Genomic DNA, 26,941 nt, shown 5'->3' with positions numbered 1-26,941 from the left:
GATGTCCTCCCCATGGTTCCTTGCGAAGCCCTCGACGGGGAGTGTCGAAAATTGCACTCCGCCGAATTCAGCTTCTGCGCCTGAGGGCCCGGCGGCTCAGCGCCTGCCCGACGGGATCCGCAGTTCCAGCAGCGCGCCCCCGCCCGGCGCGGCCAGGGCGCGGACGTCGCCCCCGTGGGCCCGGGCGATCTCGCGGGCGATCGCCAGGCCCAGGCCGGTGCCGCCGCTGGCCCGGCCCCGGTCCGCGTCGAGGCGTACGAAGCGCTCGAAGACTCGGGCCCGGTCCGCCTCCGGGATCCCCGGACCGTCGTCGGCCACCTCCAGCACCGCCCACCCGTCCCGCGCGGCGGCCCGCACCAGGACCCGGCCCCGCGCGTACCTCAGGGCGTTGTCCACCAGGTTGCCCAGGGCCCGCTCCAGCCGCGCCGCGTCCCCGTACGCCGGGACCGGTGCCGGGGCCTCCACCCGCAGCGGCACCCGGGGCGCGGGCCGGCGCGCCGCGTCCTCCGCCGCGAGCAGGGCCAGGTCCACCGGCTCGGGGCGCGGCGCGGGCCCCCCGTCGAGGCGGGCCAGGAGCAGCAGGTCGGCGGCGATCCGCTGGAGCCGTCCGGTGTCGGCCAGCGCGGCCTCCACCGAGGCCCGGTCGGGCCGCTCCATGGCCAGGGCCACCTCCAGCCGGGAGCGGACGGCGGCCAGCGGGTTGCGCAGCTCGTGCGAGGCGTCGGCGGTGAACTGCCGCTGCCGGGCGTCGGAGCGCTCCAGCCGGTCGAGGGTGTCGTTGACGGTCCGCGCCAGCTGGGCGATCTCGTCGGCGCCGCCGGGGTCGGGGACGCGGCGGTCGAGCTCGCTCGCGGTGACCGCGGCCAGCCCGGAGCGGATGGCGGTGACGGGGCGCAGCGCGTGCCCGGTGGCCCACCAGGCCACGGCCGCCGCGAAGGCGATCATCGGTGGCGCCCCGGCGAGCAGGGCGACGGCGACGGCGCGGGTGGCGGCGTCCACGTCCCCGAGCACGGTCATGGCGTACACGGTGCGCGGGGCGGCCGGGTCGTGCGCCCCGGGCGGGCCGGGGGCGTCGACGGCGACGACCACGCGCCGCTGGCCGCCGGGGTGCGCGGGGGCCAGCACGGCGGACCGGGAGTCCTGGCCGGGGCCGGGGCGCAGTCCGTCGAGGCGGGGGATGTCGCGGGGATCCCCGCCGGCGGCGGTGCTCGCGACGGTGCGGCCCTGGGCGTCGCGTACGAGGACCAGGTCGACCCCGCCCTCCGGCGCGGGCAGCCGGCCGCCGGGCGGGAGGGTGCGGGTGTCGGCCTGCGCGGCGACCTTGCGGGCGGCGAGCTCGGTGCGGCCGGTGGTGTCGTCGAGGAGGTTGCCGCGCATGAGGGTGTAGAGCCAGAGCCCGCCGGCGGCTAGCACGGCGGCCATGGCGAGCGCGGCGGCGAGTGCGGTCCGGGCGCGCAGGCTGCTGACCAATGCGGGCCTCCCTCAGCCGCCGTCGGGGGCCAGGCGGTAGCCGGTGCCGTGGACGGTGCGGATGGAGCGGCGGCCGAAGGGGGCGTCGATCTTCTTGCGCAGGGAGGAGACGTAGACCTCGACGATGTTGGGGTCGATGCCGTGCGGGGAGTCCCAGACCTCGTCGAGGATGTCCTGCTTGGCGACGGCCCGGCCGGGGCGTTCCATCAGGCAGGCGAGCACGCCGAGCTCGCGGGCGGTGAGTTCGATGTCGCGCGTGCCGCGGCGGCAGCGGCGGTCGTGCGGGTCGAGGACCAGGTCACCGGCGCGGAGCACGGCGGGCGCCGGGCCGGGGCCGGCGGCGCGGCGGGCGAGGGCGCGCAGGCGGGCGCCGAGGACGACGAAGGAGAACGGCTTGGTGAGGTAGTCGTCGGCCCCGGCGTCGAGCCCCTCGGCCTCGTCGTACTCGCCGTCCTTGGCGGTGAGGATCAGGACGGGGGTGGGGTCGTCGTGGGCGCGCATCCGGGCGCAGATCTCGGCGCCGCCGGGGCCGGGGAGCATGAGGTCCAGCAGCACGACGTCGTAGGGGCCGCCGGTGAGGGCCAGCTCCAGCCCGCGGTGCCCGTCGTGGGCGACCTCGACGCGGTGGCCTTCGGCGGACAGGCCCTGCCGGAGGGACTCGGCCAGGTTCTCTTCGTCTTCGACGACCAGGATGCGCACGCGCCAAGCCTCACATACCGGGCGCCGTCCCCCCGCGGGGCTGGATGTGGCGGGGCCGGGTGCGGCAGGGCCGGTTTGGGCCAAACGGGGCCACCCGCGGCCGGAATACGCGGATCCAGCAGAGCGTGTTGGCACTCCGCTTGACCGAGTGCTAATCGCCGGAATAGTGTCACACCTGGCACTCGCCACCGGTGAGTGCCAACACAGCGACAGGCAGGTCCGGCACCCGCGACGACGGATCGACCTGGTCGCCACCTCAGACAGTTAACCCCGGATCTCCGAAGGGGGAGGTCGGATCGTGACGACCGCCAGCTCCAAGGTTGCCATCAAGCCGCTTGAGGACCGCATCGTGGTCCAGCCGCTCGACGCCGAGCAGACCACGGCCTCCGGCCTGGTCATCCCGGACACCGCGAAGGAGAAGCCCCAGGAGGGCGTCGTCCTCGCGGTCGGCCCGGGCCGCTTCGAGGACGGCCAGCGTCTCCCGCTGGACGTCTCCGTCGGCGACATCGTGCTGTACAGCAAGTACGGCGGCACCGAAGTGAAGTACAGCGGCGAGGAGTACCTCGTCCTCTCGGCCCGCGACGTGCTCGCGATCGTCGAGAAGTAATCACTTCTCACGCATTGCTTTGAACTGCGCCCCTGGTCACCCCGCTGATTGCCGGGCGGCGAGGGGCGCGGTTCGTTAAACCCGAGTTTTCGAGAGGGCTGAACCGCTCCCATGGCGAAGATCCTGAAGTTCGACGAGGACGCCCGTCGCGCCCTCGAGCGCGGCGTCAACAAGCTTGCCGACACGGTGAAGGTGACGATCGGCCCCAAGGGCCGCAACGTCGTCATCGACAAGAAGTTCGGCGCCCCCACCATCACCAACGACGGTGTCACCATCGCCCGCGAGGTCGAGCTGGACGACCCGTACGAGAACCTCGGCGCGCAGCTGGTGAAGGAGGTGGCGACCAAGACCAACGACATCGCGGGTGACGGCACCACCACCGCGACCGTGCTCGCCCAGGCGCTCGTCCGCGAGGGTCTGCGCAACGTCGCCGCCGGCGCTTCCCCGGCCGCCCTGAAGAAGGGCATCGACGCCGCGGTCAAGGCCGTGTCCGAGGAGCTCCTCGCGACCGCCCGCCCGATCGAGGACAAGTCCGACATCGCCGCCGTGGCCGCGCTCTCCGCGCAGGACTCGCAGGTCGGCGAGCTCATCGCCGAGGCGATGGACAAGGTCGGCAAGGACGGTGTCATCACCGTCGAGGAGTCCAACGCCTTCGGCCTGGAGCTGGAGTTCACCGAGGGCATGGCCTTCGACAAGGGCTACCTCTCCCCGTACATGGTCACCGACCAGGAGCGTATGGAGGCCGTCCTCGACGACCCGTACATCCTGATCAACCAGGGCAAGATCTCCTCCATCCAGGACCTCCTGCCGCTGCTGGAGAAGGTCATCCAGGCGGGTGGCTCCAAGCCGCTGCTGATCATCGCCGAGGACGTCGAGGGCGAGGCGCTCTCCACCCTCGTCGTCAACAAGATCCGCGGCACCTTCAACGCGGTCGCCGTCAAGGCCCCGGGCTTCGGCGACCGTCGCAAGGCGATGCTCCAGGACATGGCCACCCTCACCGGTGCCACCGTCATCGCCGAGGAGGTCGGCCTCAAGCTCGACCAGGCCGGTCTGGACGTCCTCGGTTCCGCGCGCCGCGTGACCATCTCCAAGGACGACACGACCATCGTCGACGGTGGCGGCAACGCCGCTGACGTCGCGGGCCGCGTCAACCAGATCAAGGCCGAGATCGAGTCCACGGACTCCGACTGGGACCGCGAGAAGCTGCAGGAGCGCCTGGCGAAGCTCGCCGGCGGCGTCTGCGTCATCAAGGTCGGCGCCGCCACCGAGGTGGAGCTCAAGGAGAAGAAGCACCGTCTCGAGGACGCCATCTCCGCGACCCGCGCCGCGGTCGAGGAGGGCATCGTCTCCGGCGGTGGCTCCGCGCTCGTCCACGCCGTCAAGGTCCTCGAGGGCAACCTCGGCCTGACCGGTGACGAGGGCACGGGTGTGGCGGTCGTCCGCCGCGCCGCCGTCGAGCCGCTGCGCTGGATCGCCGAGAACGCCGGCCTCGAGGGCTACGTCATCACCTCGAAGGTGGCGGAGCTGGAGAAGGGCAACGGCTTCAACGCCGCCACCGGCGAGTACGGCGACCTGGTCAAGGCCGGCGTCATCGACCCGGTCAAGGTCACCCGCTCCGCGCTGGAGAACGCCGCTTCCATCGCCTCCCTGCTGCTCACGACCGAGACCCTGGTCGTCGAGAAGCCGGCCGAGGAAGAGGCCGACGCCGGTCACGGCCACGGTCACGGCCACAGCCACTGAGGTCAGCGCCCCTGGGCGCGAGCTGAACGAGAAGGCCCTGGTCACCGCTGCGACGCGGTGGTGACCAGGGCCTCTTGTGTGTCCGCCGGCCCGCTACTCGGGCATCATGCCCATCTGCCGCATCAGGCTCGGGGCGTCGTAGTACCACCAGCCCTCGGCGATCCGGCCGTCGGCGATCCGGAAGGTCGTACATCCCGACATCGTGACTTCCTTGCCGGTCGGGGCGACCCCCATGAACGTTCCCTTCTGGTTGCCCTTCCAGTTCCAGAGGGTCGTGACGCAGTCGCCTTCGGCGATCTGCCGGGTCTGGTCGAAGGAGAAGTCGAACGCTTCCCTCCACGTGCTGATGGTCTGCCGCATGCCGTCGCGGCCGTCGCTCTGGCCCTCGCTCTCCATGATGTCGTGGTCCTTGTAGTCCGCCGCCAGGCACTCGTCCAGGACGGCGAAGTCGCCCTTGAGGATGCACTCCTCGAACATCCGGTTCACGACGAGCTTGTTGAGGTACTCGTCGCGCACCACGTCGAGGTTCATGAACTTCGGCATTCCCTCGCAGAGCGCGACCATCTCCTGGAACATCCGGTCGGTCTCGGGGAGGTGAGAGTTCCTCATGGCCTCCTCGTACGAGGGGAATTCGACGAGGTCCACGTAGTGGGTCTGGGAGTCGCGGTCCCGGCCGATCATGGTGTGGGTGACCGTGCGCTTCCCGCTGGTCTGTTCCGCGTAGCGGTCGATGAGGGCGTTCATCTCGTCGAACCGCCTGGTCTCGTAATCGATTACCTGTACGAACGTCATCGCGTCGCCTCCCGGGGTGGATGGGACACGTCCAGTTTAGGGAGATTTCACCCGTTTGCGGGGGCCTGTGCGGGGGATCTACTGCGGCCCGTACTTGCGCCCCGTCCGGGAGGACACCCCGCCCAGCAGTCCGCGCGGGGTCAGCTTCACCACGCCCATCAGCGCCTTGTACCGCGGGTCGGGGATCGAGACCGTCTTCCCGCGCGCCAGGTCGGCCAGCGCGGCGGCCACCAGCTTGTCGGCGTCGAGCCACATCCAGCCCGGGATGTTGTCGGTGCCCATGCCGGCCCGCTGGTGGAACTCGGTCCGCACGAAGCCCGGGCACAGCGCCATCATCCGCACCCCCGACCCCGCCAGGTCGCGGGCCGCGCCCTGGGTGAACTGCACGACCCAGGCCTTGCTCGCCCCGTAGGTGCCGCGCGGGACGAAGGCGGCCACCGAGGCCACGTTGACGACCCCGCCGCGGCCGCGCGAGCGCATCGACTCCGTCGCCGCCGAGGTCAGCCGCAGCACCGCCTCGATGTGCACCTTCAGCATGGCCAGCTCGTCGGCCATGGAGACCTCCAGGTAGCGGCCCTTGTTGCCGAAGCCGGCGTTGTTGACCAGCAGGTCCACCGGGTGCGTCCGGTCCCGGAGCCGGGTCTCGACCGCCGCGATGCCCTCCTCCGTGGCCAGGTCGGCGGACAGCACCTCGGCCTCGATGCCGTGCCGGTCGTGCAGCTCGGTGGCCTGCTCGGCCAGCCGCTTCGTGTCCCGGGCCACCAGTACGAGGTTGTGGCCCTGGGCGGCGAGCCGCCGGGCGAAGGCGGCGCCGATGCCCGCCGTGGATCCAGTGATCAACGCAGTCGTCATGTGCGCAAAATAGCCGCCCGGGCCGCGCGCCCCCACCCCCGTGGGGCCTTTCCCAAAGGTTCGGCCGAAGATTGCGGCCGGAGCAAAAGGCGGGCTTATGCTCGAAGGGTGATTGAGGCACGCCACCTGCGGATCCTGCGCGCTGTCGCCGGGACCGGTTCCTTCTCCGCCGCCGCCCGCGAACTGGGCTGCACCCAGCCCGCCGTCTCCCAGCAGATGAAGGCCCTGGAACAGTCGGCCGGCACCCCGCTGCTGGTCCGTACGGGCCGCGAGATGCGGCTGACCCAGGCGGGGGAGGCCCTCGTGCGGCACGCCGCCGGGATCCTGGCCGGGCTGACCGCCGCCGAGGAGGAGGTCGCGGCCATCGCCGGGCTGCGCGCCGGGCGGGTCCGACTGGTCTCCTTCCCCAGCGGCAGCTCCACGCTGGTGCCGACCGCGCTCGCGGCGATGCGCGCCGAGCACCCGGGCACCCGGATCTCCCTGGTGGAGGCGGAGCCGCCGCGTTCGGTGGAGATGCTGCGCGAGGGGGACTGCGACCTGGCGCTGGCCTTCCGCTACGGCGGGGCCGCGGCCGTGGCCGAGTGGGAGGACCTCGTGGTCACCCCGCTGCTGACCGACCGGCTCGTCGGGCTGGTGCCCGAGGGGCACCGGCTGGCCGGGGCCGGCCGGGTGGGCATGGCCGAGCTGGCGGACGAGCCCTGGATCGCGGGCTGCCCGCGCTGCCGACGCCATCTGGTGGAGGTGTGCGAGGGCGCGGGCTTCACCCCGCGCATCGACTTCGCCACCGACGACTACCCGGCCGTGGTCGGGCTGGTCGGCGCGGGGCTGGGCGTGGCGGTGCTGCCGGAGCTGGCGGTGGAGTCGGTGCGGGCCAAGGGCGTGAGCGCCCTGGTGGTGGAGCCGGCGGTGGAGCGGGAGGTCGTGGCGCTGACGCTGCCCGACCTGGCCCGTGTGCCGGCGGTGGCGGCGACCCTGGGGGAGCTGGTGCGGGCCGCCGCCCGCTGACGGTCAGTGCGGGGTGATCGGGCCGATCGTGCTGGACGCGGGGATCAGGCGGTGCCGCGCGCGGCCCATCAGTTCCTCGCGTTCGTCCTCGGTGAGGCCGCCCCACACCCCGTAGGGCTCGCGGACGGCGAGTGCGTGCGCGGCGCATTCCGAGCGCACCGGGCAGCGCATGCAGACCTCTTTAGCCGAGGCCTCGCGCGCACTCCTGGCCGCGCCCCGCTCGCCCTCCGGGTGGAAGAAGAGGGAGCTGTCGACCCCTCGGCAGGCCGCGAGCAGCTGCCAGTCCCAGAGGTCGGCGTTCGGTCCGGGGAGGCGGGAGAAATCTGCCATGGGTAGTCCTCTTGGTGCCGGTACTGAGGCGGATACGGTCCATGTCTCCACACCTACTGTCGTAGTAGATGTAAATATGACTCATTGGGAATCTAGCCTCAGACACATGCCAAACGGAAGGAAAGCCGCCAAATAGGGCATAGCTCCAGATGGAGGACGCGCCGAGGGCGCCTCCAGCACCGTGATCGCTTCCTCACGTAGAGTGCCGAAGGTGTTCGTCCGACCCGTAACTCTTTCGAGTGACCGTCGTTGAGAGAGCGAGTGCGGTTGAAACGAGAAGTTCCCGGACAGGTGTCCGAGGGCATCGACCGCACAGGTGACGATACGTACCAGCCTGGAGGCTCAAGGTGACGCGCATCAGCAGCTGCGGAGGGCGGTCATGACTTCCGTCCTCGTCTGCGACGACTCCCCGCTTGCCCGAGAGGCGCTCCGTCGCGCGGTTGCCACCGTGCCCGGCGTCGAGCGTGTGACGACGGCCGCCAACGGTGAGGAAGTCCTCCGCCGCTGGGGTGCCGACCGTTCCGACCTGATCCTGATGGACGTGCGGATGCCCGGCCTCGGAGGTGTCGAGACCGTCCGCCGGCTCCTGTCCGCCGACCCGGGCGCCCGCATCATCATGCTGACGGTCGCCGAGGACCTGGACGGCGTGGCCCTCGCGGTCGCCGCCGGCGCCCGCGGTTACCTGCACAAGGACGCCTCGCGCGCCGAACTGCGGGCCACGGTCACCCAGGCGCTCGCCGACCCGACCTGGCGGCTGGCCCCGCGCCGGCTGCGCTCGGCGGAGATGGGCGCCGCGCCCACTCTCACCGCGCGCGAGATCCAGGTCCTGGAGGGCATGAGCCACGGCCGGTCCAACGCGGAGATCGGGCGCGAGCTCTTCCTCTCCGAGGACACGGTCAAGACGCACGCCCGCAGGCTCTTCAAGAAGCTCGGCGCCTCGGACCGGGCGCACGCCGTGGCGCTCGGCTTCCGCTGGGGTCTCGTCCGCTGACCGCGGGAGCGGTGTCCGGCTGACCGGAGCGGTCCCGTCCGCCGACGGCGGGCGGGGCGGCAGGCCCTCCGGGGGAGACGGGGCAGGAAAGTCCCGTCCCGACCGGTGTCCCGCCGGGGATTGACGGGGCACAATCCAGGGGACGTGTCGCTTCGGGCGCGATGCCGCATCCTTGATGGTGTGCCGCATTCTTGGAGAGGTCGAGTCCTCGGGGACGACGATTCGGGCCGAGCGGAGGGGAGGGCGCAGAAGATGGGTTCCGGCGCACCCGCTCATAACGCTTCGATGCACAACACGGACCGCGATGCCACGAACGCCACGGCGCCAAGGCACCATGGATCGATGCGCGACGACGAGGCCCTGGGGTCATCCCCGGCCACAGGCCCCACCGGCGCCGCCAAAGGCGGCAACGCCGGGGCCGTCAGCGCGCTCGTACGCCGCGCGGTCGACGGCGACGAACAGGCCACGCACGACCTGCTGGCCTTCGTGCACCCCCTCGCCATCCGCTACTGCCGCACCCGGCTGTCGCGGCTCCCGGGTGACGCCCGCCACTTCGTCGAGGACCTGGCGCAGGAGGTGTGCGTCGCCGTCCTGATGGCGCTGCCCCGCTACCGGGACACCGGGCGGCCCTTCGAGGCGTTCGTCTTCGCCATCGCCGCGCACAAGGTCGCCGACCTCCAGCGGGCCGCCATGCGGCACCCGGGCAGCACCGCCGTCCCGTCCGACGAGATGCCGGAGCGGCCCGACGACTCGCTCGGGCCGGAGGAGCGGGCGCTGCTCAGCAGTGACGCCGCCTGGGCCAAGAAGCTGCTGGCCAACCTGCCGGAGAACCAGCGCGAGCTGCTCGTGCTGCGCGTGGCCGTCGGGTTGACCGCCGAGGAGACCGGCCAGATGCTCGGGATGTCCCCGGGCGCGGTGCGGGTGGCGCAGCACCGGGCGCTGAGTCGGCTGCGCGCGCTCGCGGAGCAGTGAGACGGGCGTTTTCTCGGGATTTCCGTCGTAGGAAGCTACGAAACTCCTGGTTGACCTTGGTCGTGGAATGAGACGCCTCGGGATCCCGTTAGCATGGACATCCGCGCTGAGCAAGACCATTGGGAAGGTGTCATGACCGACAGCGGTTCGACTGGAGTGCCCGACAAATTCGCCGCGCTCGGACTGACCTACGACGACGTGCTGCTGCTGCCGGGCGCGTCGGACATGGCTCCGGACGAGATCGACACTTCCTCCCTCATCTCGCGCAACGTCCGCGTGAACGTTCCGCTGCTGTCCGCGGCCATGGACAAGGTCACCGAGGCCCGCATGGCCATCGCCATGGCCCGCCAGGGCGGCGTCGGCGTCCTGCACCGCAACCTCTCCATCGCCGACCAGGCCAACCAGGTCGACCTGGTCAAGCGCTCCGAGTCCGGCATGGTCACGGACCCGATCACGGTCCACCCGGACGCGACGCTGCGCGAGGCCGACGAGCTGTGCGCGAAGTTCCGCATCTCCGGCGTCCCGGTCACCGACCCGGCCGGCAAGCTGCTCGGCATCGTCACCAACCGCGACATGGCCTTCGAGTCGGACCGCAGCCGCCAGGTGCGCGAGGTCATGACCCCGATGCCGCTGGTCACGGGCAAGGTCGGCATCTCCGGCGTGGACGCCATGGAGCTGCTGCGCCGCCACAAGATCGAGAAGCTTCCGCTGGTCGACGAGGCGGGCGTCCTCAAGGGCCTCATCACGGTCAAGGACTTCGTCAAGGCCGAGAAGTACCCGAACGCCGCCAAGGACAAGGACGGCCGCCTGCTGGTCGGCGCCGCCGTCGGCGTCGCCGGCGACGCGTACGAGCGCGCCCAGGCCCTGATCGAGGCGGGCGCCGACTTCATCGTCGTCGACACCGCCCACGGCCACTCCCGCCTGGTCGGCGACATGGTCGCCAAGATCAAGTCGAACTCCGGCGTCGACGTCATCGGCGGCAACGTCGCCACCCGCGACGGCGCCCAGGCGCTGATCGACGCCGGCTGCGACGGCATCAAGGTCGGCGTCGGTCCCGGCTCCATCTGCACCACCCGCGTCGTCGCCGGCATCGGCGTCCCGCAGGTCACCGCGATCTACGAGGCCTCGCTGGCCGCCAAGGCCGCGGGCGTCCCGGTCATCGGCGACGGCGGCCTCCAGTACTCCGGCGACATCGCCAAGGCCCTGGTCGCGGGCGCCGACACGGTGATGCTGGGCTCGCTGCTCGCGGGCTGCGAGGAGTCCCCGGGCGAGCTGCTGTTCATCAACGGCAAGCAGTTCAAGTCCTACCGCGGCATGGGCTCGCTCGGCGCGATGCAGTCCCGCGGAGACCAGCGCTCCTTCTCCAAGGACCGCTACTTCCAGGAGGGCGTCGGCGGCGACGACAAGCTGATCCCCGAGGGCATCGAGGGCCAGGTCCCCTACCGCGGCCCGCTCTCCGCGGTGGTCCACCAGCTGGTCGGCGGCCTGCGCCAGTCGATGTTCTACGTCGGCGGCCGCACGGTCCCGGAGCTCCAGGACCGCGGCCGGTTCGTCCGGATCACCTCGGCGGGCCTCAAGGAGAGCCACCCGCACGACATCCAGATGACGGTCGAGGCACCGAACTACAGCCGCAAGGGCTGAACACGACGACCGCCCGGAGGGGCGGGCCCACCCGGGCCCGCCCCTCCGGCGCGTCCGCGCACGGCCCGTGCGTGCGTCCGTACAGCGGTCACCGGAACGCGGGTCCCCGGGGTTCGGGGATACTGGACGGGCAGACCCAGAGGAAAGGCCACCACACGTGACTGAGATCGAGATCGGGCGCGGCAAGCGCGGCCGCCGGGCGTACGCCTTTGACGACATCGCCATCGTCCCCAGCCGGCGTACGCGGGACCCGAAGGAGGTCTCGATCGCCTGGCAGATCGACGCGTACCGCTTCGAGCTCCCCTTCCTGGCCGCCCCCATGGACTCCGTGGTCTCCCCGCAGACCGCCATCCGCATCGGCGAGCTCGGCGGCCTCGGCGTGCTGAACCTCGAGGGCCTGTGGACCCGCTACGAGGACCCGCAGCCGCTGCTCGACGAGATCGCGGAGCTGGACGAGGAGGCCGCCACCCGCCGCCTCCAGGAGATCTACGCCGCCCCGATCCAGGCGGACCTGATCCGGCAGCGCATCAAGGAGGTCCGCGACTCCGGTGTCGTCACCGCCGCCGCGCTCTCCCCGCAGCGCACCGCCGAGTTCTCCAAGGCCGTCGTGGACGCGGGCGTGGACATCTTCGTGATCCGCGGCACCACCGTCTCGGCCGAGCACGTCTCGGGCGCCGCGGAGCCGCTGAACCTCAAGCAGTTCATCTACGAGCTCGACGTCCCGGTCATCGTCGGCGGCTGCGCCACCTACACGGCGGCCCTGCACCTGATGCGCACGGGCGCGGCGGGCGTCCTCGTGGGCTTCGGCGGCGGCGCCGCGCACACCACGCGCAACGTGCTGGGCATCCAGGTCCCGATGGCCACGGCCGTCGCGGACGTGGCCGCGGCGCGCCGCGACTACATGGACGAGTCCGGCGGCCGCTACGTGCACGTCATCGCCGACGGCGGCGTGGGCTGGTCCGGCGACCTGCCCAAGGCCATCGCCTGCGGCGCGGACGCCGTGATGATGGGCTCCCCGCTGGCCCGCGCCACCGACGCGCCCGGCAAGGGCCACCACTGGGGCATGGAGGCCGTCCACGAGGACGTGCCGCGCGGCAAGAAGGTCAACCTCGGCACGGTCGGCACGACCGAGGAGATCCTCACCGGCCCGTCGCACACCCCGGACGGCTCGATGAACCTCTTCGGCGCCCTGCGCCGCTCGATGGCCACGACCGGCTACAGCGAGCTCAAGGAGTTCCAGCGGGTCGAGGTCACGGTCGCGGACTCCCAGCACCGCCGCTGACCCGTCTGTCCGTACGTACGCCGGAGGGCCGGCACCCCGCAGCGGGGTGCCGGCCCTCCGGCGTGTGCGCGCGGGGTCAGTCGTTGGCCTTCTTGGCCGCCCCGACGGCGACGAGCACGCTGATGCCGATGAAGACGAAGGACATGAAGTCCAGACTCTCCTTGACGATGTCGTTCACGCCGCTGATGCCGATGGCGTCGATCACGTCGGTCAGGCCGGTCTTGTTGATCTTCGCCAGGGCGAGCGCGAAGCAGAACATCTTTCCGAGGTAGATGCTGCCGAGCGACACCAGCCCCGCGATCGCGGGCATGGCCGGGCTCCGGCCGCCGATCTTCCCGGCGGCGAAGCCGACGAGGAGGCCGATGCCGATCGCGCCGAAGGAGCGCTCCCGGTCCAGGGCGTACATGATGCCGCCGTACGCCGCCGCGGCGACCAGCCCCGCGACGACCGCCGCGACGGCACCCAGGGCGACGTTGCCCTTGCGCGCCGGCGCCGGGGCGGGGGCCGGGGTGTACGACGTGGGCGCGGGCGGCTGGAAGTTCTGGCTCATGCGGGAAATCCCCCCCAGGGATTCGGGCGCACGTGTGTCCTGGGGACATAAGTGCGGGATAAGTGACGCCGCAGGCTAGCAGGGGAGTGCGACATTCCCGGAGGGGATTTCGTTCGACTGATCGAACCGGAACCAGGCCGTGACCTGCGGTGGGGTCCCTCAGAGGCGGTGGGCCGCGCCGACGGGGCTGGCGCCGCGGGTGTCGAGGAGCAGCTGGGCCTTCACCGCCAGGCCCTGCAGGTCGTACGTGCGGTGGTGCTGGAGCAGGATCGTCAGGTCGGCGTTGGCGGCGGCCTCGTACAGGGAGTCGGCGCGCGGGACGGGCTGGTCGCGGACCCGCCAGCCCCCGATGTACGGGTCGTGGTAGCTGATCAGGGCGCCCAGGTCGAGGAGGCGGCTGGCGATCTCGCCGGCGGGTGAGCCCTCCTGGTCGGCGAGGTCGGGCTTGTAGGTGACGCCCAGCAGGAGGACGCGGGCGCCGCGGGCGGATTTTCCGTGCTCGTTCAGCAGGGTGGCGCAGCGCTGGATGACGTATTGCGGCATCCGGCCGTTGATCTCCTGCGCGAGGCCGACCATGCGCAGGGGGTGGCCGGGGGTGCGGGTGGTGTGGGGGAGGTAGTTCGGGTCGAGGGGGACGCTGTGGCCGCCGACCCCGGGGCCGGGGCGGAAGGCCTGGAACCCGTACGGCTTGGTCTCGGCGCACCGGACGACGTCCCACAGGTCGACGCCGAGGTCGTGGCAGAGGACCGCCATCTCGTTCATGAGGGCGATGTTCACGTGCCGGTAGTTGGTCTCCAGCAGCTGCACGGTCTCGGCTTCGCGCAGGCCGCGGGCCCGGACGACCTTCTCGGTGAGGCGGGCGTAGAAGGCGTGCGCGGACTCGGTGCAGGCGGGGGTGAGGCCGCCGATGACCTTGGGGGTGTTGGCGATGGTGTGGGTGCGGTTGCCGGGGTCGAGGCGGCTGGGGGAGTAGGCCAGGTGGAAGTCGCGTCCGGCGCGCAGGCCGGAGCCCTCTTCGAGGATGGGCCGCAGGTAGTCCTCGGTGACCCCGGGGTGGGCGGCGGACTCCAGGATCACGGTGGTGTGCGGGCGCAGCCGGGCGGCGAGGGTGCGGCCGGCCGCGCCGACGGCGCCGAGGTCGAGCGCGCGGTCCGCGCCGAGCTGGGTGGGGGCGCAGATGACGGCCGTGCGGACGCGGCCGAGTTCGGCGGGGTTGGTGGTGACGCGGAAGCCGGCCGCCGACATCCGGCGGATCTCGGCGGCGGTGAGGGAGCTGTCCGTGGCGGGGCCGCTGTCGTAGCCGACGGTCTCGATTCCGGCGGCGACGGCCGCCTGGGCGAGGGGGAGGCCGAGGTGGCCGAGTCCGATGACGGCGAGATCTGCGGGCATGGGGGGCCGTCCCTTCCCTTCCCTGGCATGCATGAGGGGGCGGTGCGCGCAAGTCCTGTGGACGAATGGAGCTGGCGCAATGTCAGACTAGGCGTATATATGACAGATATGTCGCATTCTGGAGGCGTGGTCATCCCTGTGTTGTCCACAGCCGGTGGCTGATGTCGGTGCGGCCGGTCAGAATCGGAAAACGGGGAATGTGAGCGGGATCACCCGCAACGAGCGGGTTCGCCCGCACCAACGGGAGGCAGCCGTGAGGACAGCGACACTGGGGCCCGCGCAGCGCGCGGAGGCCCTCGCCGGGATGGCCGAGCGGGAACTGGACGTGCTGGTCGTCGGCGCGGGCGTGGTCGGCGCGGGCACCGCGCTCGACGCGGTGACCAGAGGCCTGTCGACCGGGCTGGTCGAGGCGCGCGACTGGGCGTCGGGGACGTCGAGCCGGTCCAGCAAGCTCATCCACGGCGGTCTGCGCTATCTGGAGATGCTCGACTTCGCCCTCGTCCGCGAGGCGCTCAAGGAGCGCGGGCTGCTGCTGGAGCGGCTCGCCCCGCACCTGGTGAAGCCGGTGCCGTTCCTGTACCCGCTCCAGCACAAGGTGTGGGAGCGGTTCTACGCGGGCTCGGGCGTCGCCCTGTACGACGCGATGTCGGTCTCCAGCGGGCACGGCCGCGGTCTGCCCACGCACCGGCACCTGTCGCGCAAGCGGGCGCTGCGGATCGCACCGGCACTGCGCAAGGACGCCCTGGTGGGGGCCCTGCAGTACTACGACGCCCAGATGGACGACGCCCGCTACGTGACCACGCTGGTGCGGACGGCCGCCGCGTACGGGGCGCACTGCGCCAACGGGGCGAGGGTCGTCGGCTTCCTGCGCGAGGGCGAACGGGTGGTCGGGGCCCGGGTGCGGGACGTGGAGGGCGGCGGGGAGTACGAGATCCGCGCCAAGCAGGTGGTGAACGCGACCGGGGTGTGGACGGACGACACCCAGGCGCTGATCGGGGAGCGCGGACAGTTCCACGTCCGGGCGTCCAAGGGCATCCACCTCGTCGTCCCCAAGGACCGGATCCACTCGAACACCGGGCTGATCCTGCGGACCGAGAAGTCGGTGCTGTTCGTGATCCCCTGGGGCCGGCACTGGATCGTGGGCACCACGGACACGGACTGGGACCTGGACAAGGCGCATCCGGCGGCGTCGAGCGCCGACATCGACTACCTGCTGGAGCACGTGAACTCGGTGCTGGCGGTGCCGCTGACCCGGGACGACGTGCAGGGCGTCTACGCCGGCCTGCGGCCGCTGCTGGCGGGGGAGTCCGACGCGACGAGCAAGCTCTCGCGCGAGCACACCGTGGCCCATCCGGTGCCGGGGCTGGTGGTGGTGGCCGGCGGCAAGTACACGACCTACCGGGTCATGGCCAAGGACGCCGTGGACGAGGCGGTGCACGGGCTGGACCAGCGGGTCGCCCAGTGCGTCACGGAGGACGTGCCGCTGGTGGGCGCCGAGGGGTACCGCGCCCTGTGGAACGGCCGGGCCCGCATCGCCGCGCGGACCGGCCTGCACGCGGTGCGGGTGGAGCACCTGCTGAACCGGTACGGGTCGCTGACGGAGGAACTGCTCGAACTGATCGCGGCCGACCCGGCGCTGGGGGAGCCGGTGACCGGGGCGGAGGACTACCTCCGGGCGGAGATCGTCTACGCCGCTTCGCACGAGGGCGCCCGGCATCTGGACGACGTGCTGACCCGGCGGACCCGGATCTCCATCGAGACCTTCGACCGGGGGACCCGGTCGGCGCGCGAATGCGCGGAACTGGTGGCTCCGGTGCTGGGCTGGGACAAGCGGCAGATCGAGAACGAAGTGGAGCACTACGAGAAGAGGGTCCAGGCGGAGCGTGAATCGCAGCGTCAGCCGGACGACCAGACGGCCGACGCGGCCCGGCTGGGGGCGCCCGACATCGTGCCGCTGTAGCTCCGCGATCCGGACGGGGGAACCGCTGGACCCGGGGCTCCCGTCCGATGCGGAGTGAGCAACAATGAGGTTTCTGCCGGGGTGGGTTACCTTGCCCCCGGTGGCTGCCGGGGGCAGCCGGGGCAGGCTGCACGATCGCAGAGGGGACGCATGTCGAAGCCGGAGCACACTGAGTCGCCTGCCGAGGCGCCTGGGGCGAAGCGTGAGGGTGACGGTGCCTCCGGGGGCGGTGGTGCGGTGAAGTCGGCCGCCCAGTCCGGATCTGACGCCGCGCAGGGCGGCGCCGACCGGGCGGAGTCCGGCGGTTCCGCGGCGGAGCCCGCCGCCGCGTCCGTGCCCCGGCCGAGGTCCGAGAAGGGCCGGGCCGAGGAGACCGAGGCCCCGGAGACCGCTGCGGAGAAGGCTTCTGACACCCCGGCGGACGACCCGAAGCCGGCTTCAGGGACCGCACCCGAGAAGACGAAGCCGGCCGCGGCCCCGGTCGACGAAGAGCCCGACCGCGCCGGGACCCGTTCCGGCGCCGCGGCCTCCGGGGAGCGGGACTCGAAGTCCGCCCGCGCGGAGCGGAACCCGGCCGCGAAGGCGGCCCCGGAGCCCGAGGACGCCGCGCCCGCTGGGGCGAAGGCGGCGCCCGGGGGTGCGAAGTCCGGCGCGGCCGCGAAGGCGGCCGCGGCGGCGGAAGCGGTGCCCGGGGGTGCGAAGCCCGGGGTGGGTGTGAAGGGGGTCCCGGCGGCTGAGGGGGCCGGGTCCGGCGGTGACGGGCCGCAGGACGCCGACGAAGCGGGCGCGGAGCGCAAGGGCCGGCTGCTCGCGCGGCGGTACCGGCTCGGGGCCGTGCTCGGCAAGGGCGGCATGGGAACCGTGTGGCGGGCCGAGGACGAGGTGCTCGGCCGGACCGTCGCCGTCAAGGAACTCCGCTTCGGCGGCGGCGTGGACGAGGACGAGAAGCGCCGCCTCATCACCCGTACCCTCCGCGAGGCCAAGGCCATCGCCCGCATCCGCAACGAGGGCGCCGTCACCGTCTACGACGTCGTCGACGAGGACGCCCGCCCCTGGATCGTCATGGAGCTCATCGAGGGGGCCTCCCTCGCCGAGTTCGTCCGGGAGAACGGCCCGCTGTCCCCGCGCCGCGCCGCCGAGGTCGGCCTCGCCGTGCTCGACGTGCTGCGCGCCGCGCACCGGCAGGGGATCCTGCACCGCGACGTGAAGCCGTCCAACGTGCTCATCGCCGCCAGCGGCCGCGTCGTCCTCACCGACTTCGGCATCGCCCAGGTCGAGGGCGACCCCTCCATCACCTCCACCGGCATGCTCGTCGGCGCCCCCTCCTACATCTCCCCCGAGCGCGCCCGCGGTTACAAGCCCGGCCCGCCCGCCGACATGTGGTCCCTCGGCGGACTGCTGTACGCCGCCGTCGAGGGCGTGCCCCCGTACGACAAGGGCTCCGCGCTGGCGACCCTCACCGCGGTGATGACCGAGGCGGTGGACCCGCCCAAGAACGCCGGTCCGGCCCTGACCGAGGTCATCTACGGCCTGCTGGTCAAGGACCCGGCGATGCGGCTCGACGAGGACCGCGCCCGGGCGATGCTCACCGCCGTGATCAACGCGCCCGAGCCGGCCCCGGCCCCGGAGCCCGTCCCGGTGGAGGAGACCCGCCCGATCTCCTTCACCAAGGCCGACGTCGAGGCCGAGAAGGCCGCCGAGAAGGCGGCGAAGAAGGAGCGGGAGCGGCGCGAGCGCGAGCAGCGCGACCGTGCCCGCGCCGCGTTGAAGGCCACCCGCAAGGCCGCCGCCGCCCAGGCCGCGGCCGCCTCCGCCGCGGAGGCGCCGAAGCGTCCCTCGACGGTGGCCCCGGCCTCCCTCACCGACGTGATGCCGCGCCGCACCATCGCCCTCGCGATAGCCGGCGTGCTCGTGGTCCTGGCGGTCATCGGCTCGCTCATCGCCTACGCGGTCAGCGGCCAGGACGACAAGGGCGGCCGCAAGGACGAGGGGCAGGGCGCCCCCGCCCCCGCCGCCTCCGCCGACCGGTCCCCGGGCAACTCCCCGGCCGCGTCCCAGGCTTCCTCGTCGAGCCCGACCCCGGCGCAGAGCCAGGGCGGCAGCCCGGGCCCGGCCGCGTCCGGGGCGAGCCCGGGCACCGACCCCGCCCAGAGCCAGGGGCAGGGCGGCAGCCAGGGCCAGGGCGCCAGCCCGGGCGGCCCCGGCGGCGGCGCCGGTCTGCCCGCCGGGTTCACCACGGTGACCGACCCGCGCTTCCGGTTCGCCATGGCGATGCCCGAGGGCTTCCACCAGACCGGCACGGCCGGCAAGGACTCGGGCGCGATATACAGCCGCTCCGGCGGCTTCCCCCGTATCCAGGTCGACCACACCGACAGCCCGGGCAGCGACGCCCGCGCCGCCTGGGCCGAGATGGCCCCGGGGACGGCGGCCGGCAGCCGGAACTACCGGCAGATCCGTCTCGAAGCCGTCCAGTACCGCAACTACCCGACCGTCGCGGACCTGGAGTTCGAGCGCGACGACCAGGGCATGAGGACCCGCGTGCTCGACCGCGGCTTCCGGGCGGACGCCAAGAACGGCTACGCCATCATGATCAGCTGCCCGGCCGACCAGTGGGACGGCCCCGAGTGCACGCAGATCCGCAACGCCGCCTTCGACACCTTCCAGCAGTTGGGCTGACGGCCCTCGCAAGCCCGGGACGCGGGCGGCCCGGGCCACGTATCGTGTCAGCGGGGGCCAAGGGGAACCCGCCGCACTCGGGGGAGGCGAAGTGGAGGACTACGCCGGCCGGATCCTGGCCGACCGCTACCGCCTGCCGTTGCCGCCGTCCGACGAGTACGAGCTGCTGGAGACCCGCGCGTTCGACACGCGCAGCGGGCAGGAAGTCCTCGTCCGGCACGTGCCGTTGCCGGAGGTCGTGGACGCCGAACTGCTCGACGGCACCCGCGCGACGCCCTCCGCGGCCGGGGAACTGCCCGCCGTGCGGCGGGCGATAGCCGCGGCCCAGGCGGCCGCCTCCGTACCGGACCATCCCCGGCTCGACCAGGTCTTCGACGTGTTCGCCGAGGACGGCTCGCTGTGGATAGTGAGCGAACTCGTCCCCGCCAGGCCGCTGGCCGCGCTCATCGCCGACGAGCCGCTGAACCCGTACCGGGCGGCGGAGGTGGCCTCCGACGTGCTGACCGCGCTGCGCGTGCTGCACGCGCACGGCTGGACGCACCGCAACATCACCGTCCGGACCGTGCTGATATGCGAGGACGGCCGCGTCGTCCTCACCGGGCTCGCCGCCGGAGCCGCCGAGGACGCCCTGTGCGGCTACGACCCGGTGCCGGCGGCGGAGCCCGGGGACGAGGGCGCGGACGACCCCGGCGCACCCTGGGAGCCGCCGCCCCGGCAGCCGGTGTACGCCCCGCTGGTGGCGCCCGGGTACGACACGGGGCCGCGCTACAGCGACCACATCCTCCCGGACCCCGAGCCGAACCCCCCGGCGCCCCCGGCGCCCCCGGCGCCGCCCGTGCCCCCCGCCCGGCCCGCCGGGAGCCGTGACGACGCCGTGGCCGCGGCCCGCGCCGGGACGGTCGCCGCCTACCGGGCCGGCTCCCGCGCGGCGGCCGAGAAGGTGGCGCAGGAGCGCGGGGTACGGGGCCCGGTGGTCGTCCCGCAGCTGCCGCCGACCGGGGCCAACCTCCCGCAGGAGTACGCGTACCCGTACGGCGGCCCCGACACCGCCCCCACCCCCTGGCACGGAGCCGCCCCCCGCCGCCCGGCGGACCCCGACCCACAGCCGGCGCCCCGGCAGGACGACGCCCCCCAGGACCCCGGCCAGGACCCCGGGCCGCAGGGGCCCGAGGCGCCCGACGCCGCCCCGCCCCGCCCGGCCCTCCCGGCGGCGCTCGCGCTCCCGCAGGGCTACCGCCAGGCCGACCCCCCGGCGCCCGCCGCCCGCCCGGGTCAGGGCCGCCCGCGGCCCCCCGGCGGGGCCCGGGAGGCGACCCCGGTCGAGACCACCGCCGCCCTGCCCGTCGTCCCGGCGAGCCGGGCCCCCGAAGCCCGCACGCCCCGCAGCGGGCTCGATGCCGAGCGGGCCCGGCAGACGCGGATGGCCGTCGTCGGGGCCGTCACCGAGCGCTGGGCCCCCGAGCAGGCCGGCCCCGTCCACGGCGGCCCCTGGCAGCTGGCCGCCCCCGTCGGCCCCGCCACCGACCTCTGGGCCCTCGGCGCCCTGCTGTACCGGGCCGTACAGGGACACGCCCCGTACCCGGAGGAGAGCGTCGCGGAGCTCGTGGACATGGTCTGCGCCGAGCCCCCCGCCTTCGCCGAGGAGTGCGGCCCGCTGCGCCCCGTCGTGGAGTCCCTGCTGCGCCAGGACCCCACCGAGCGCCCCGACTTCGAGGAGCTGCGCGGCTGGCTGCGCTCGCTGGTGCGCTCCGCCCCCGAGCCCGACGGGGACTTCGTGTTCCCGCTGCCCGAGCCCGACCCCGCCCGCCTGCCCGAGGTCCGCCGCCGGGGTGACCTGCACGGCCGCCACCGCAACCCCGACGCCCCGCGCAAGCCGCGCTCCCTGGGCCGGACCCTGCTGATCGGGGTCCTGGCGCTGCTCGTGGGCGGGGTGGCGTACGCGGTGCTGTTCCTGCCGGGCTCGGGCGGCGGGGACGCGGGCCGGGCCCAGCAGCCCACGGCCGTCCAGAGCCCGGCGCCCTCCTCCCCGGCGCCGTCCACCCCCCGGCAAGCCCCGCGGCAGTCGCCGTCCCCGGCCGCCCCCTCCTCCGGCGGACAGCCGCCCGCCCCGCAGGCCCCCGACGGCTACACCCTCCAGCAGGACCCGGCGCACTTCACGGTCGCCGTCCCCGACGGCTGGGAGCGCCAGTCCATCAACGAGGCCGGCCAGGTGCGCTACACCCAGGGCCAGTTCACCCTCATCGTGGTCCCCGGCCGGGACCGGGTCGAGGGCGGCTCCCCCGACCCGATGGGCTATCAGAAGGACAAGGAGGCGGAGCTGGCCCCGTACCGCAACTCCACCTGGGCCTCGGGCGGGGACGTGAAGTCCACCAAGGTGGGCCAGCAGCTGCGCGTGACGGGCCGCTACACCTGGATCGACGCGGCGGGCCGCTCCCTGTTCGCCCGCAACTTCGTCGTCGCGCTCGGCGGGAGCTACCACGTGGTCATGGTCACGGGTCCGGAGGACAACCAGGACAAGGTCACGGACGTCTTCGACAAGGCCACGGCCAGTTACCAGGCCGGAGGCTGACGGCCGATCAGTACGGCGATTGCGTCACAGTGCTGTCTTTCGGGCCCTGCCCGGTTCCGGCACCGCCCGCAGGCTCCGTAATCTGGCCCGGAGTGCACAGAGCGGCGGGAATTCGTGGAACAGCAGACAGGCGCGGGCGCGGTGCTCGCGGGCCGGTACCGGCTCGTGGAGCCCATCGGCAGCGGGGGCATGGGCAAGGTGTGGCGCGCCCATGACCAGCTGCTGCACAGGACGGTCGCGGTCAAGGAGCTGACGGCGGCTCTGTACGTGGCCCAGGCCGACCGGGAGGTGCTGTACGCCCGGACGCAGAAGGAGGCCCGGGCGGCGGCGCGGATCCAGCATCCCGCGGTGGTCACGGTGCACGACGTCCTGGAGCACGACGACCGGCCGTGGATCGTCATGGAGTACATCGACGGCCCCTCCCTCGCGGAGGCCGCGAAGGCGGCCGGGCGGATCGAGCCGCGCGAGGCGGCGCGGATCGGCCTGCACGTCCTGGGCGCGCTGCGCGCGGCGCACGCGGTCGGCGTGATGCACCGGGACGTGAAGCCGGGCAACGTGCTGCTGGCCAAGGACGGCCGGGTGCTGCTCACGGACTTCGGGATCGCGGCGATCGAGGGGGACTCCTCCATCACCCGGACGGGTGAACTGGTCGGTTCCATCGACTACCTGGCCCCGGAGCGGGTCACCGGCGGCGCGCCCGACCCGTCCTCGGACCTGTGGTCCCTGGGCGCGACCCTGTACACGGCCGTCGAGGCCCGCTCGCCCTTCCGCCGGACCTCGCCGATCTCCAGCCTCCAGGCCGTGGTCAACGACGAGCCGCCGGTCCCGCGCCAGTCCGGCGCCCTCGGCCCGGTCATCACCGCGCTGCTGCGCAAGGACCCGGCCGAGCGCCCCTCGGCGGGCGAGGTCGAGCGGATGCTGATCGAGGCCATGGAGGGCCGGGAGCCCAAGGCGGCGCACGCGTACGTGCCCACCCAGGTGGTGCGCGCCGAGGAGCGGGCCCCCGTCCAGGAGGCCGTCCCCCCGGCGCCGGAGCCGCAGCCGCAGCCCGGCCCCGTGCCGACCGCCGCCCTGCCCGAGCGGCCCGCGGCACCCGCCGGGCCCAGGCCGGGCCGGCTGCGGCGGATCGCGGTGGTGGCCCTGGTGGCGGCGCTTGTCGGCGGCGGCACGGTGTTCGGGGTGCTGAAGTTCACCGGCGGCGACGGGGACGACGCCAAGGGCGGCGGATCAGACACGAGTGCCATCGGCGGGCAGGCCGGGGAGAAGGCCGCCGCCCCGCCGGCGGGCTGGACCAAGGTCACGGACCCGGGCGGCTTCACGCTGTTCGTCCCGGAGGGCTGGACCCGCCAGGTGGACGGCGACCAGATCGACTACACCGGGGACAACGGCAAGCACTACATCCGGATCGCCGCCGACCCCACCCCGGACTACCCGAACCCGTACACGCACCTGCTCGACCTGGAGAAGCAGGTGGCCAAGCGGACGGACTACAAGCGGCAGAAGCTCAACCCGAACACCTTCCGGGGCACCACCGAAGCCGTGCTGTGGGACTTCTCGTGGACCGAGAAGGGGGTGCACGCCGGACCGCGCCGGGCCATCGAGCAGATGTACGTCGACCGGAACGGCACCGAGTACGCCGTCTACATGACGGGCCCCGCCGAGGACTGGGGGACGACCCGCCAGCGGTTCGACACCGTCCTCAGCGGCTGGGAGCCGGCGCCGAAGAAGGGCTGACCGGTCACCGCGCCAGCGATTACTGGCAGACTTGGCAAAATCCGGTTACCCACGGGTACCCAAAGCCCCCCGGGCGGCATACGCTCACCGCCATGACGGACTCGAAGGCTGCTGCCGCCCCCCTCCGCTCCGCACCCCGGCCCACCAACCCGGTCGCCCCGGCCCCGGCGGGCGCCCGCACCGCCGCCGACGTGGTGACCCCCGCCCTGGTCACCCGGCTCACCCGCGGGGTCACCGGCTCCGGCAGCACCGCCAACCACACCCCCTTCACCGGGGCCAAACTGGCGGACCTCCCCGAGGCCACCCCCGAGGACGTCGCCGAGGCCTTCACCAAGGCCCGTGCCGCCCAGCCGGCCTGGGCCGCCACCCCTGTACGGCAGCGCGCCGCCGTCCTGCTCCGCTTCCACGACCTGGTCCTCGCCCGCCAGTCCGAGGTCCTCGACCTCATCCAGCTGGAGACCGGCAAGGCCCGCCTGCACGCCCACGAAGAGGTCCAGGCGGTCGCCGTCGCCGCCCGCCACTACGGCCGCAAGGCCCCCGCGTACCTGCGCCCCAAGGGCCACACCGGCGCCATGCCCACCCTCACCAAGGTCACCGAGCTGCGCCAGCCGCGCGGGGTCGTCGGGCAGATCGCCCCCTGGAACTACCCCCTCGAACTCTCCGTCGGCGACGCCCTGCCCGCCTTCGTCTCGGGCAACGCCGTCGTCATGAAGCCCGACACCGAGACCGCCCTGACCGCCCTGTGGGCCCGCGACCTGCTGATCGAGGCCGGGCTGCCCGCCGAGGTCTTCCAGGTCGTCCTCGGCGAGGGCCCCGTCGTGGGCCCCGAGGTGGTCCGCCACGCCGACTACGTCTCCTTCACCGGCTCCACCCGCACCGGCCGCGAGGTCGCCCAGGGCGCCGCCGCCCGCCTCGTCGGCGTCTCCCTCGAACTCGGCGGCAAGAACCCCATGCTCGTCCTGCACGACGCCGACGTGGAGAAGGCCGCCGCCGGAGCCGTCCGCGCCTGCTTCTCCTCCGCCGGACAGCTGTGCATCTCCATCGAGCGGCTCTACGTCCACGCCTCCATAGCCGACGCCTTCCTGGAGCGCTTCGCCGCCCGCACCAAGGCCATGCGGCTCGGCAACTCCCTCGCCTACGGTGCCGACATGGGCTCCCTCGTCGGCGAACGGCAGCTGGAGAACGTACGGCGGCACGTGGACGAGGCCGTCGCCAAGGGCGCCACCCTCGTCGCCGGCGGCGTGGCCCGCCCCGACATCGGCCCCCTCTTCTACGAGCCCACCATCCTCGACGGGGTCGAGGCCCCCATGGCCGTCTGCGCCGAGGAGACCTTCGGCCCGGTCGTCTCCGTCTACCGGTTCACCGACGAGGACGAGGCCATCGCCCAGGCCAACGCCACCGCCTACGGCCTCAACTCCAGCGTCTGGACCAAGGACGCCCGCCGCGGCCACGCCGTCGCCGCCCGGCTGCGCACCGGCACCGTCAACATCAACGACGGCTACGCCCCCGCCTACGGCAGCGCCCAGGCCCCCATGGGCGGCATGAAGGACTCCGGACTCGGCCGCCGGCACGGCTCCGAGGGCATCCTCAAGTACACCGAGGCCCAGACCGTGGCCCACCAGCGGCTGCTGCCGATGGCCCCCTCGCTCGGCATGGACGACGCCAGGTACGCCGAGTTCATGACCCGCAGCCTCAAGGTCCTCAAGGCCCTCCGCTTCCGCTAAGGCACGACCGACCGCCGGGAGGCACCGCGCAGTGTCGTACGACCACACACACGACTACGACTACGACGTCATCGTCATCGGATCGGGCTTCGGAGGGTCGGTATCGGCGCTGCGGCTCACCGAGAAGGGCTACCGGGTCGGCGTCCTGGAGGCAGGACGCCGCTTCACCCGCGAGAGCCTGCCGCGCAACAGCTGGGACCTGCGCAACTACCTGTGGGCCCCCGCCCTCGGGCTGTACGGGATCCAGCGCATCCACCTGCTCGGCAACGTGATGGTGCTGGCGGGCGCCGGGGTGGGCGGCGGCTCCCTCAACTACGCCAACACCCTCTACGTGCCGCCCGCCGCCTTCTTCGAGGACCGCCAGTGGGCCTCCATCACCGACTGGCAGGCGGAACTCGCCCCGTACTACGAGCAGGCCCAGCGGATGCTCGGCGTCCGGCTCAACCCGACGATGACCCCCTCCGACGTCCACCTCAAGGCGGCCGCCGAGAAGATGGGCGTCGGCGACACCTTCCACATGGCGCCGGTCGGCGTCTTCTTCGGCGACGGCGAGGACGCCGAGGGGCAGCGGAGGGTCCGCCCCGGCCAGGAGGTCCCCGACCCCTACTTCGGCGGCGCCGGGCCCGCCCGCACGGCGTGCACCGAATGCGGCGAGTGCATGACCGGCTGCCGGCACGGCGCGAAGAACACCCTGAACGAGAACTACCTGCACCTGGCCGAACGGGCCGGCGCCGTCATCCACCCCATGACGACCGTCACCGCGCTCGCCGAACACCCGGACGGCGGCTACCGCGTCCGCACCGTCCCCACCGACCGCCGCCGCTCGGGCCGCGCCAAGGTGCTGCGCGCCCGCTACGTGGTCGTCGCCGCGGGCACGTACGGCACCCAGACCCTGCTGCACACCATGAGGGACCGCGGCGAACTCCCCCGCGTCTCCGACCGGCTCGGCGACCTCACCCGCACCAACTCCGAGGGCCTGGTCGGCGCCCAGACCGACGACCGCCGCTACCGCAGGCGCCACCCCGCCGCACCCCGGGCCGACTTCACCCGGGGCGTGGCCATCACCTCGTCCGTGCACCCCAACGCCGACACCCACATCGAGCCCGTCCGCTACGGCAAGGGCTCCAACGCCATGGGGTTCCTGACCGTCCTCCAGGTGCCGCACAGCACGCACCGGGTCCGCGCCTGGTTCGCCCGCACCGCCCGCCACCCCGTCCAGCTGGCGCGCTCCCTGTCCAACCGGCGCTGGTCGGAGCGGACCATCATCGGCCTGGTCATGCAGTCCCTGGACAACTCCCTGACGACCTACCGCAAGCCGCGCGGCATCGGAAAGGGCCTGCTGACGGCCCGCCAGGGCCACGGCGCCCCCAACCCGGTGCAGATCGCCGAGGCCACCGAGGCCGCCACCCTGCTGGCCGAGGAGATCAACGGCTTCCCCGGCAGCAACGTCGGCGAGCTGATGGGCACCCCGCTCACCGCGCACTTCCTCGGCGGCTGCCCGATCGGCGCCACCCCGGAAGAGGGCGTGGTGGACCCCTACCACCGGCTGTACGGGCACCCCGGCATCTCGGTGGTCGACGGGTCGGCGGTCTCCGCCAACCTCGGGGTCAACCCGTCGCTGACCATCACGGCCCAGGCCGAGCGGGCGATGTCGTACTGGCCGAACAACGGGGAGGCGGACCCGCGGCCCGCGCAGGGGGAGGCGTACGTACGTCTCGCGGCGGTGGAACCATTCCGTCCGGTCGTCCCCAAGGAGGCTTTCGGCGCACTGCGGCTGCCCTTCCTGGCCGTCCCGGAAATCCCCCCGAGACAACCGGAAGCAAAGGGCTGAGCTCCGCGAACGACCGCGGCGGGCACCGCGCTCCCCCTCCGAGCGCGGTACCCGCCGCAGTACAGGAGTGGACCGGCGGCCGCCGGAAAAGGTTGTACCGGAATGCTTTGGGTGAAGCTGTGGTGTC

Annotated in this window: 20 protein-coding genes; 13 read left to right on the top strand and 7 right to left on the bottom strand. The window is 73.1% G+C overall.

What is annotated here, in order from left to right:
* Positions 1 to 96 precede the first annotated feature (96 nt).
* Both ACFY0O_RS10920 and ACFY0O_RS10915 read right to left on the bottom strand, forming a co-directional pair.
* Positions 97 to 1,470, bottom strand: coding sequence for an ATP-binding protein (locus ACFY0O_RS10920; RefSeq protein ID WP_388945434.1), 1,374 nt, complete (start codon positions 1,468 to 1,470; stop codon positions 97 to 99).
* Between the two features lie 12 nt (positions 1,471 to 1,482).
* Positions 1,483 to 2,169 (bottom strand): response regulator transcription factor, encoded by a 687-nt coding sequence (locus ACFY0O_RS10915; RefSeq protein WP_388945431.1) that lies wholly within the window; start codon positions 2,167 to 2,169, stop codon positions 1,483 to 1,485.
* Positions 2,170 to 2,467: 298 nt separating this feature from the next.
* On the opposite strand from ACFY0O_RS10915, the gene groES reads away from it, so the two are divergent.
* Positions 2,468 to 2,776, top strand: a complete 309-nt coding sequence (groES, locus tag ACFY0O_RS10910) for a co-chaperone GroES (protein WP_030230757.1) — start codon at positions 2,468 to 2,470, stop codon at positions 2,774 to 2,776.
* A 111-nt stretch (positions 2,777 to 2,887) separates the two neighbouring features.
* Positions 2,888 to 4,516 carry a chaperonin GroEL gene (gene groL / locus ACFY0O_RS10905; RefSeq protein WP_358893479.1) on the top strand — a complete coding sequence of 543 codons (1,629 nt, stop codon included), beginning with the start codon at positions 2,888 to 2,890 and terminating at the stop codon, positions 4,514 to 4,516.
* A 93-nt stretch (positions 4,517 to 4,609) separates the two neighbouring features.
* Here groL and ACFY0O_RS10900 read toward each other — a convergent pair whose 3' ends face one another.
* Together ACFY0O_RS10900 and ACFY0O_RS10895 are read right to left on the bottom strand one after the other, a co-directional pair.
* Positions 4,610 to 5,308 carry an ester cyclase gene (locus ACFY0O_RS10900; RefSeq protein ID WP_388945426.1) on the bottom strand — a complete coding sequence of 233 codons (699 nt, stop codon included), beginning with the start codon at positions 5,306 to 5,308 and terminating at the stop codon, positions 4,610 to 4,612.
* A 78-nt stretch (positions 5,309 to 5,386) separates the two neighbouring features.
* Positions 5,387 to 6,160, bottom strand: a complete 774-nt coding sequence (locus ACFY0O_RS10895) for an SDR family NAD(P)-dependent oxidoreductase (protein ID WP_388945423.1) — start codon at positions 6,158 to 6,160, stop codon at positions 5,387 to 5,389.
* 108 nt (positions 6,161 to 6,268) lie between these two features.
* Here ACFY0O_RS10895 and ACFY0O_RS10890 point away from each other — a divergent pair, with 108 nt between their 5' ends.
* Complete coding sequence (locus ACFY0O_RS10890; RefSeq protein WP_358893482.1) at positions 6,269 to 7,165, top strand: LysR family transcriptional regulator; 897 nt, start codon at positions 6,269 to 6,271, stop codon at positions 7,163 to 7,165.
* Between the two features lie 3 nt (positions 7,166 to 7,168).
* Here the strand turns inward: ACFY0O_RS10890 and ACFY0O_RS10885 are convergent, their stop codons facing one another.
* Positions 7,169 to 7,495 carry a WhiB family transcriptional regulator gene (locus ACFY0O_RS10885; protein WP_045949016.1) on the bottom strand — a complete coding sequence of 109 codons (327 nt, stop codon included), beginning with the start codon at positions 7,493 to 7,495 and terminating at the stop codon, positions 7,169 to 7,171.
* A 379-nt stretch (positions 7,496 to 7,874) separates the two neighbouring features.
* On the opposite strand from ACFY0O_RS10885, the gene ACFY0O_RS10880 reads away from it, so the two are divergent.
* The 4 genes from ACFY0O_RS10880 (at position 7,875) to ACFY0O_RS10865 (ending at position 12,381) form a co-directional block, all read left to right on the top strand.
* Positions 7,875 to 8,486: a response regulator transcription factor gene (locus ACFY0O_RS10880; RefSeq protein ID WP_003948568.1), complete on the top strand. Its 612-nt coding sequence runs from the start codon at positions 7,875 to 7,877 to the stop codon at positions 8,484 to 8,486.
* 342 nt (positions 8,487 to 8,828) lie between these two features.
* On the top strand, positions 8,829 to 9,458 hold the full coding sequence (locus ACFY0O_RS10875) for a sigma-70 family RNA polymerase sigma factor (protein WP_344163610.1): 630 nt from the start codon (positions 8,829 to 8,831) through the stop codon (positions 9,456 to 9,458).
* A gap of 132 nt (positions 9,459 to 9,590) precedes the next feature.
* A complete protein-coding gene (gene guaB / locus ACFY0O_RS10870) occupies positions 9,591 to 11,099 on the top strand; it encodes an IMP dehydrogenase (protein WP_388945419.1) in 1,509 nt (502 codons plus the stop codon).
* Positions 11,100 to 11,256: 157 nt separating this feature from the next.
* Positions 11,257 to 12,381 carry a GuaB3 family IMP dehydrogenase-related protein gene (locus ACFY0O_RS10865; RefSeq protein WP_358893485.1) on the top strand — a complete coding sequence of 375 codons (1,125 nt, stop codon included), beginning with the start codon at positions 11,257 to 11,259 and terminating at the stop codon, positions 12,379 to 12,381.
* A gap of 76 nt (positions 12,382 to 12,457) precedes the next feature.
* Here the strand turns inward: ACFY0O_RS10865 and ACFY0O_RS10860 are convergent, their stop codons facing one another.
* Positions 12,458 to 12,931, bottom strand: a complete 474-nt coding sequence (locus ACFY0O_RS10860; protein ID WP_388945416.1) for a hypothetical protein — start codon at positions 12,929 to 12,931, stop codon at positions 12,458 to 12,460.
* A 159-nt stretch (positions 12,932 to 13,090) separates the two neighbouring features.
* A complete protein-coding gene (locus ACFY0O_RS10855; protein WP_388945414.1) occupies positions 13,091 to 14,320 on the bottom strand; it encodes a nucleotide sugar dehydrogenase in 1,230 nt (409 codons plus the stop codon).
* Between the two features lie 253 nt (positions 14,321 to 14,573).
* On the opposite strand from ACFY0O_RS10855, the gene ACFY0O_RS10850 reads away from it, so the two are divergent.
* The 6 genes from ACFY0O_RS10850 (at position 14,574) to ACFY0O_RS10825 (ending at position 26,814) form a co-directional block, all read left to right on the top strand.
* The gene (locus tag ACFY0O_RS10850; RefSeq protein ID WP_388945411.1) at positions 14,574 to 16,280 is read left to right on the top strand and encodes a glycerol-3-phosphate dehydrogenase/oxidase; all 1,707 of its coding nucleotides are present in this window, start codon (positions 14,574 to 14,576) and stop codon (positions 16,278 to 16,280) included.
* A 150-nt stretch (positions 16,281 to 16,430) separates the two neighbouring features.
* Positions 16,431 to 18,956, top strand: coding sequence for a protein kinase (locus ACFY0O_RS10845; RefSeq protein ID WP_388945409.1), 2,526 nt, complete (start codon positions 16,431 to 16,433; stop codon positions 18,954 to 18,956).
* 91 nt (positions 18,957 to 19,047) lie between these two features.
* A complete protein-coding gene (locus ACFY0O_RS10840) occupies positions 19,048 to 21,525 on the top strand; it encodes a protein kinase (RefSeq protein WP_388945406.1) in 2,478 nt (825 codons plus the stop codon).
* A gap of 114 nt (positions 21,526 to 21,639) precedes the next feature.
* Positions 21,640 to 23,259, top strand: a complete 1,620-nt coding sequence (locus ACFY0O_RS10835) for a serine/threonine-protein kinase (protein WP_388945403.1) — start codon at positions 21,640 to 21,642, stop codon at positions 23,257 to 23,259.
* A 92-nt stretch (positions 23,260 to 23,351) separates the two neighbouring features.
* Entirely contained in the window at positions 23,352 to 24,983 is a 1,632-nt protein-coding gene (locus tag ACFY0O_RS10830; protein ID WP_388945402.1) for a succinic semialdehyde dehydrogenase, read from the top strand.
* A gap of 31 nt (positions 24,984 to 25,014) precedes the next feature.
* Complete coding sequence (locus tag ACFY0O_RS10825) at positions 25,015 to 26,814, top strand: GMC oxidoreductase (protein WP_388945399.1); 1,800 nt, start codon at positions 25,015 to 25,017, stop codon at positions 26,812 to 26,814.
* Positions 26,815 to 26,941: the final 127 nt, after the last annotated feature.

This window comes from Streptomyces sp. NPDC001594, from assembly GCF_042893675.1.
Lineage (GTDB): Bacteria > Actinomycetota > Actinomycetes > Streptomycetales > Streptomycetaceae > Streptomyces.
The sequence above is the reverse complement of the archived record's forward strand: the minus strand, read 5'-3'. Positions and strand labels throughout refer to the sequence as shown.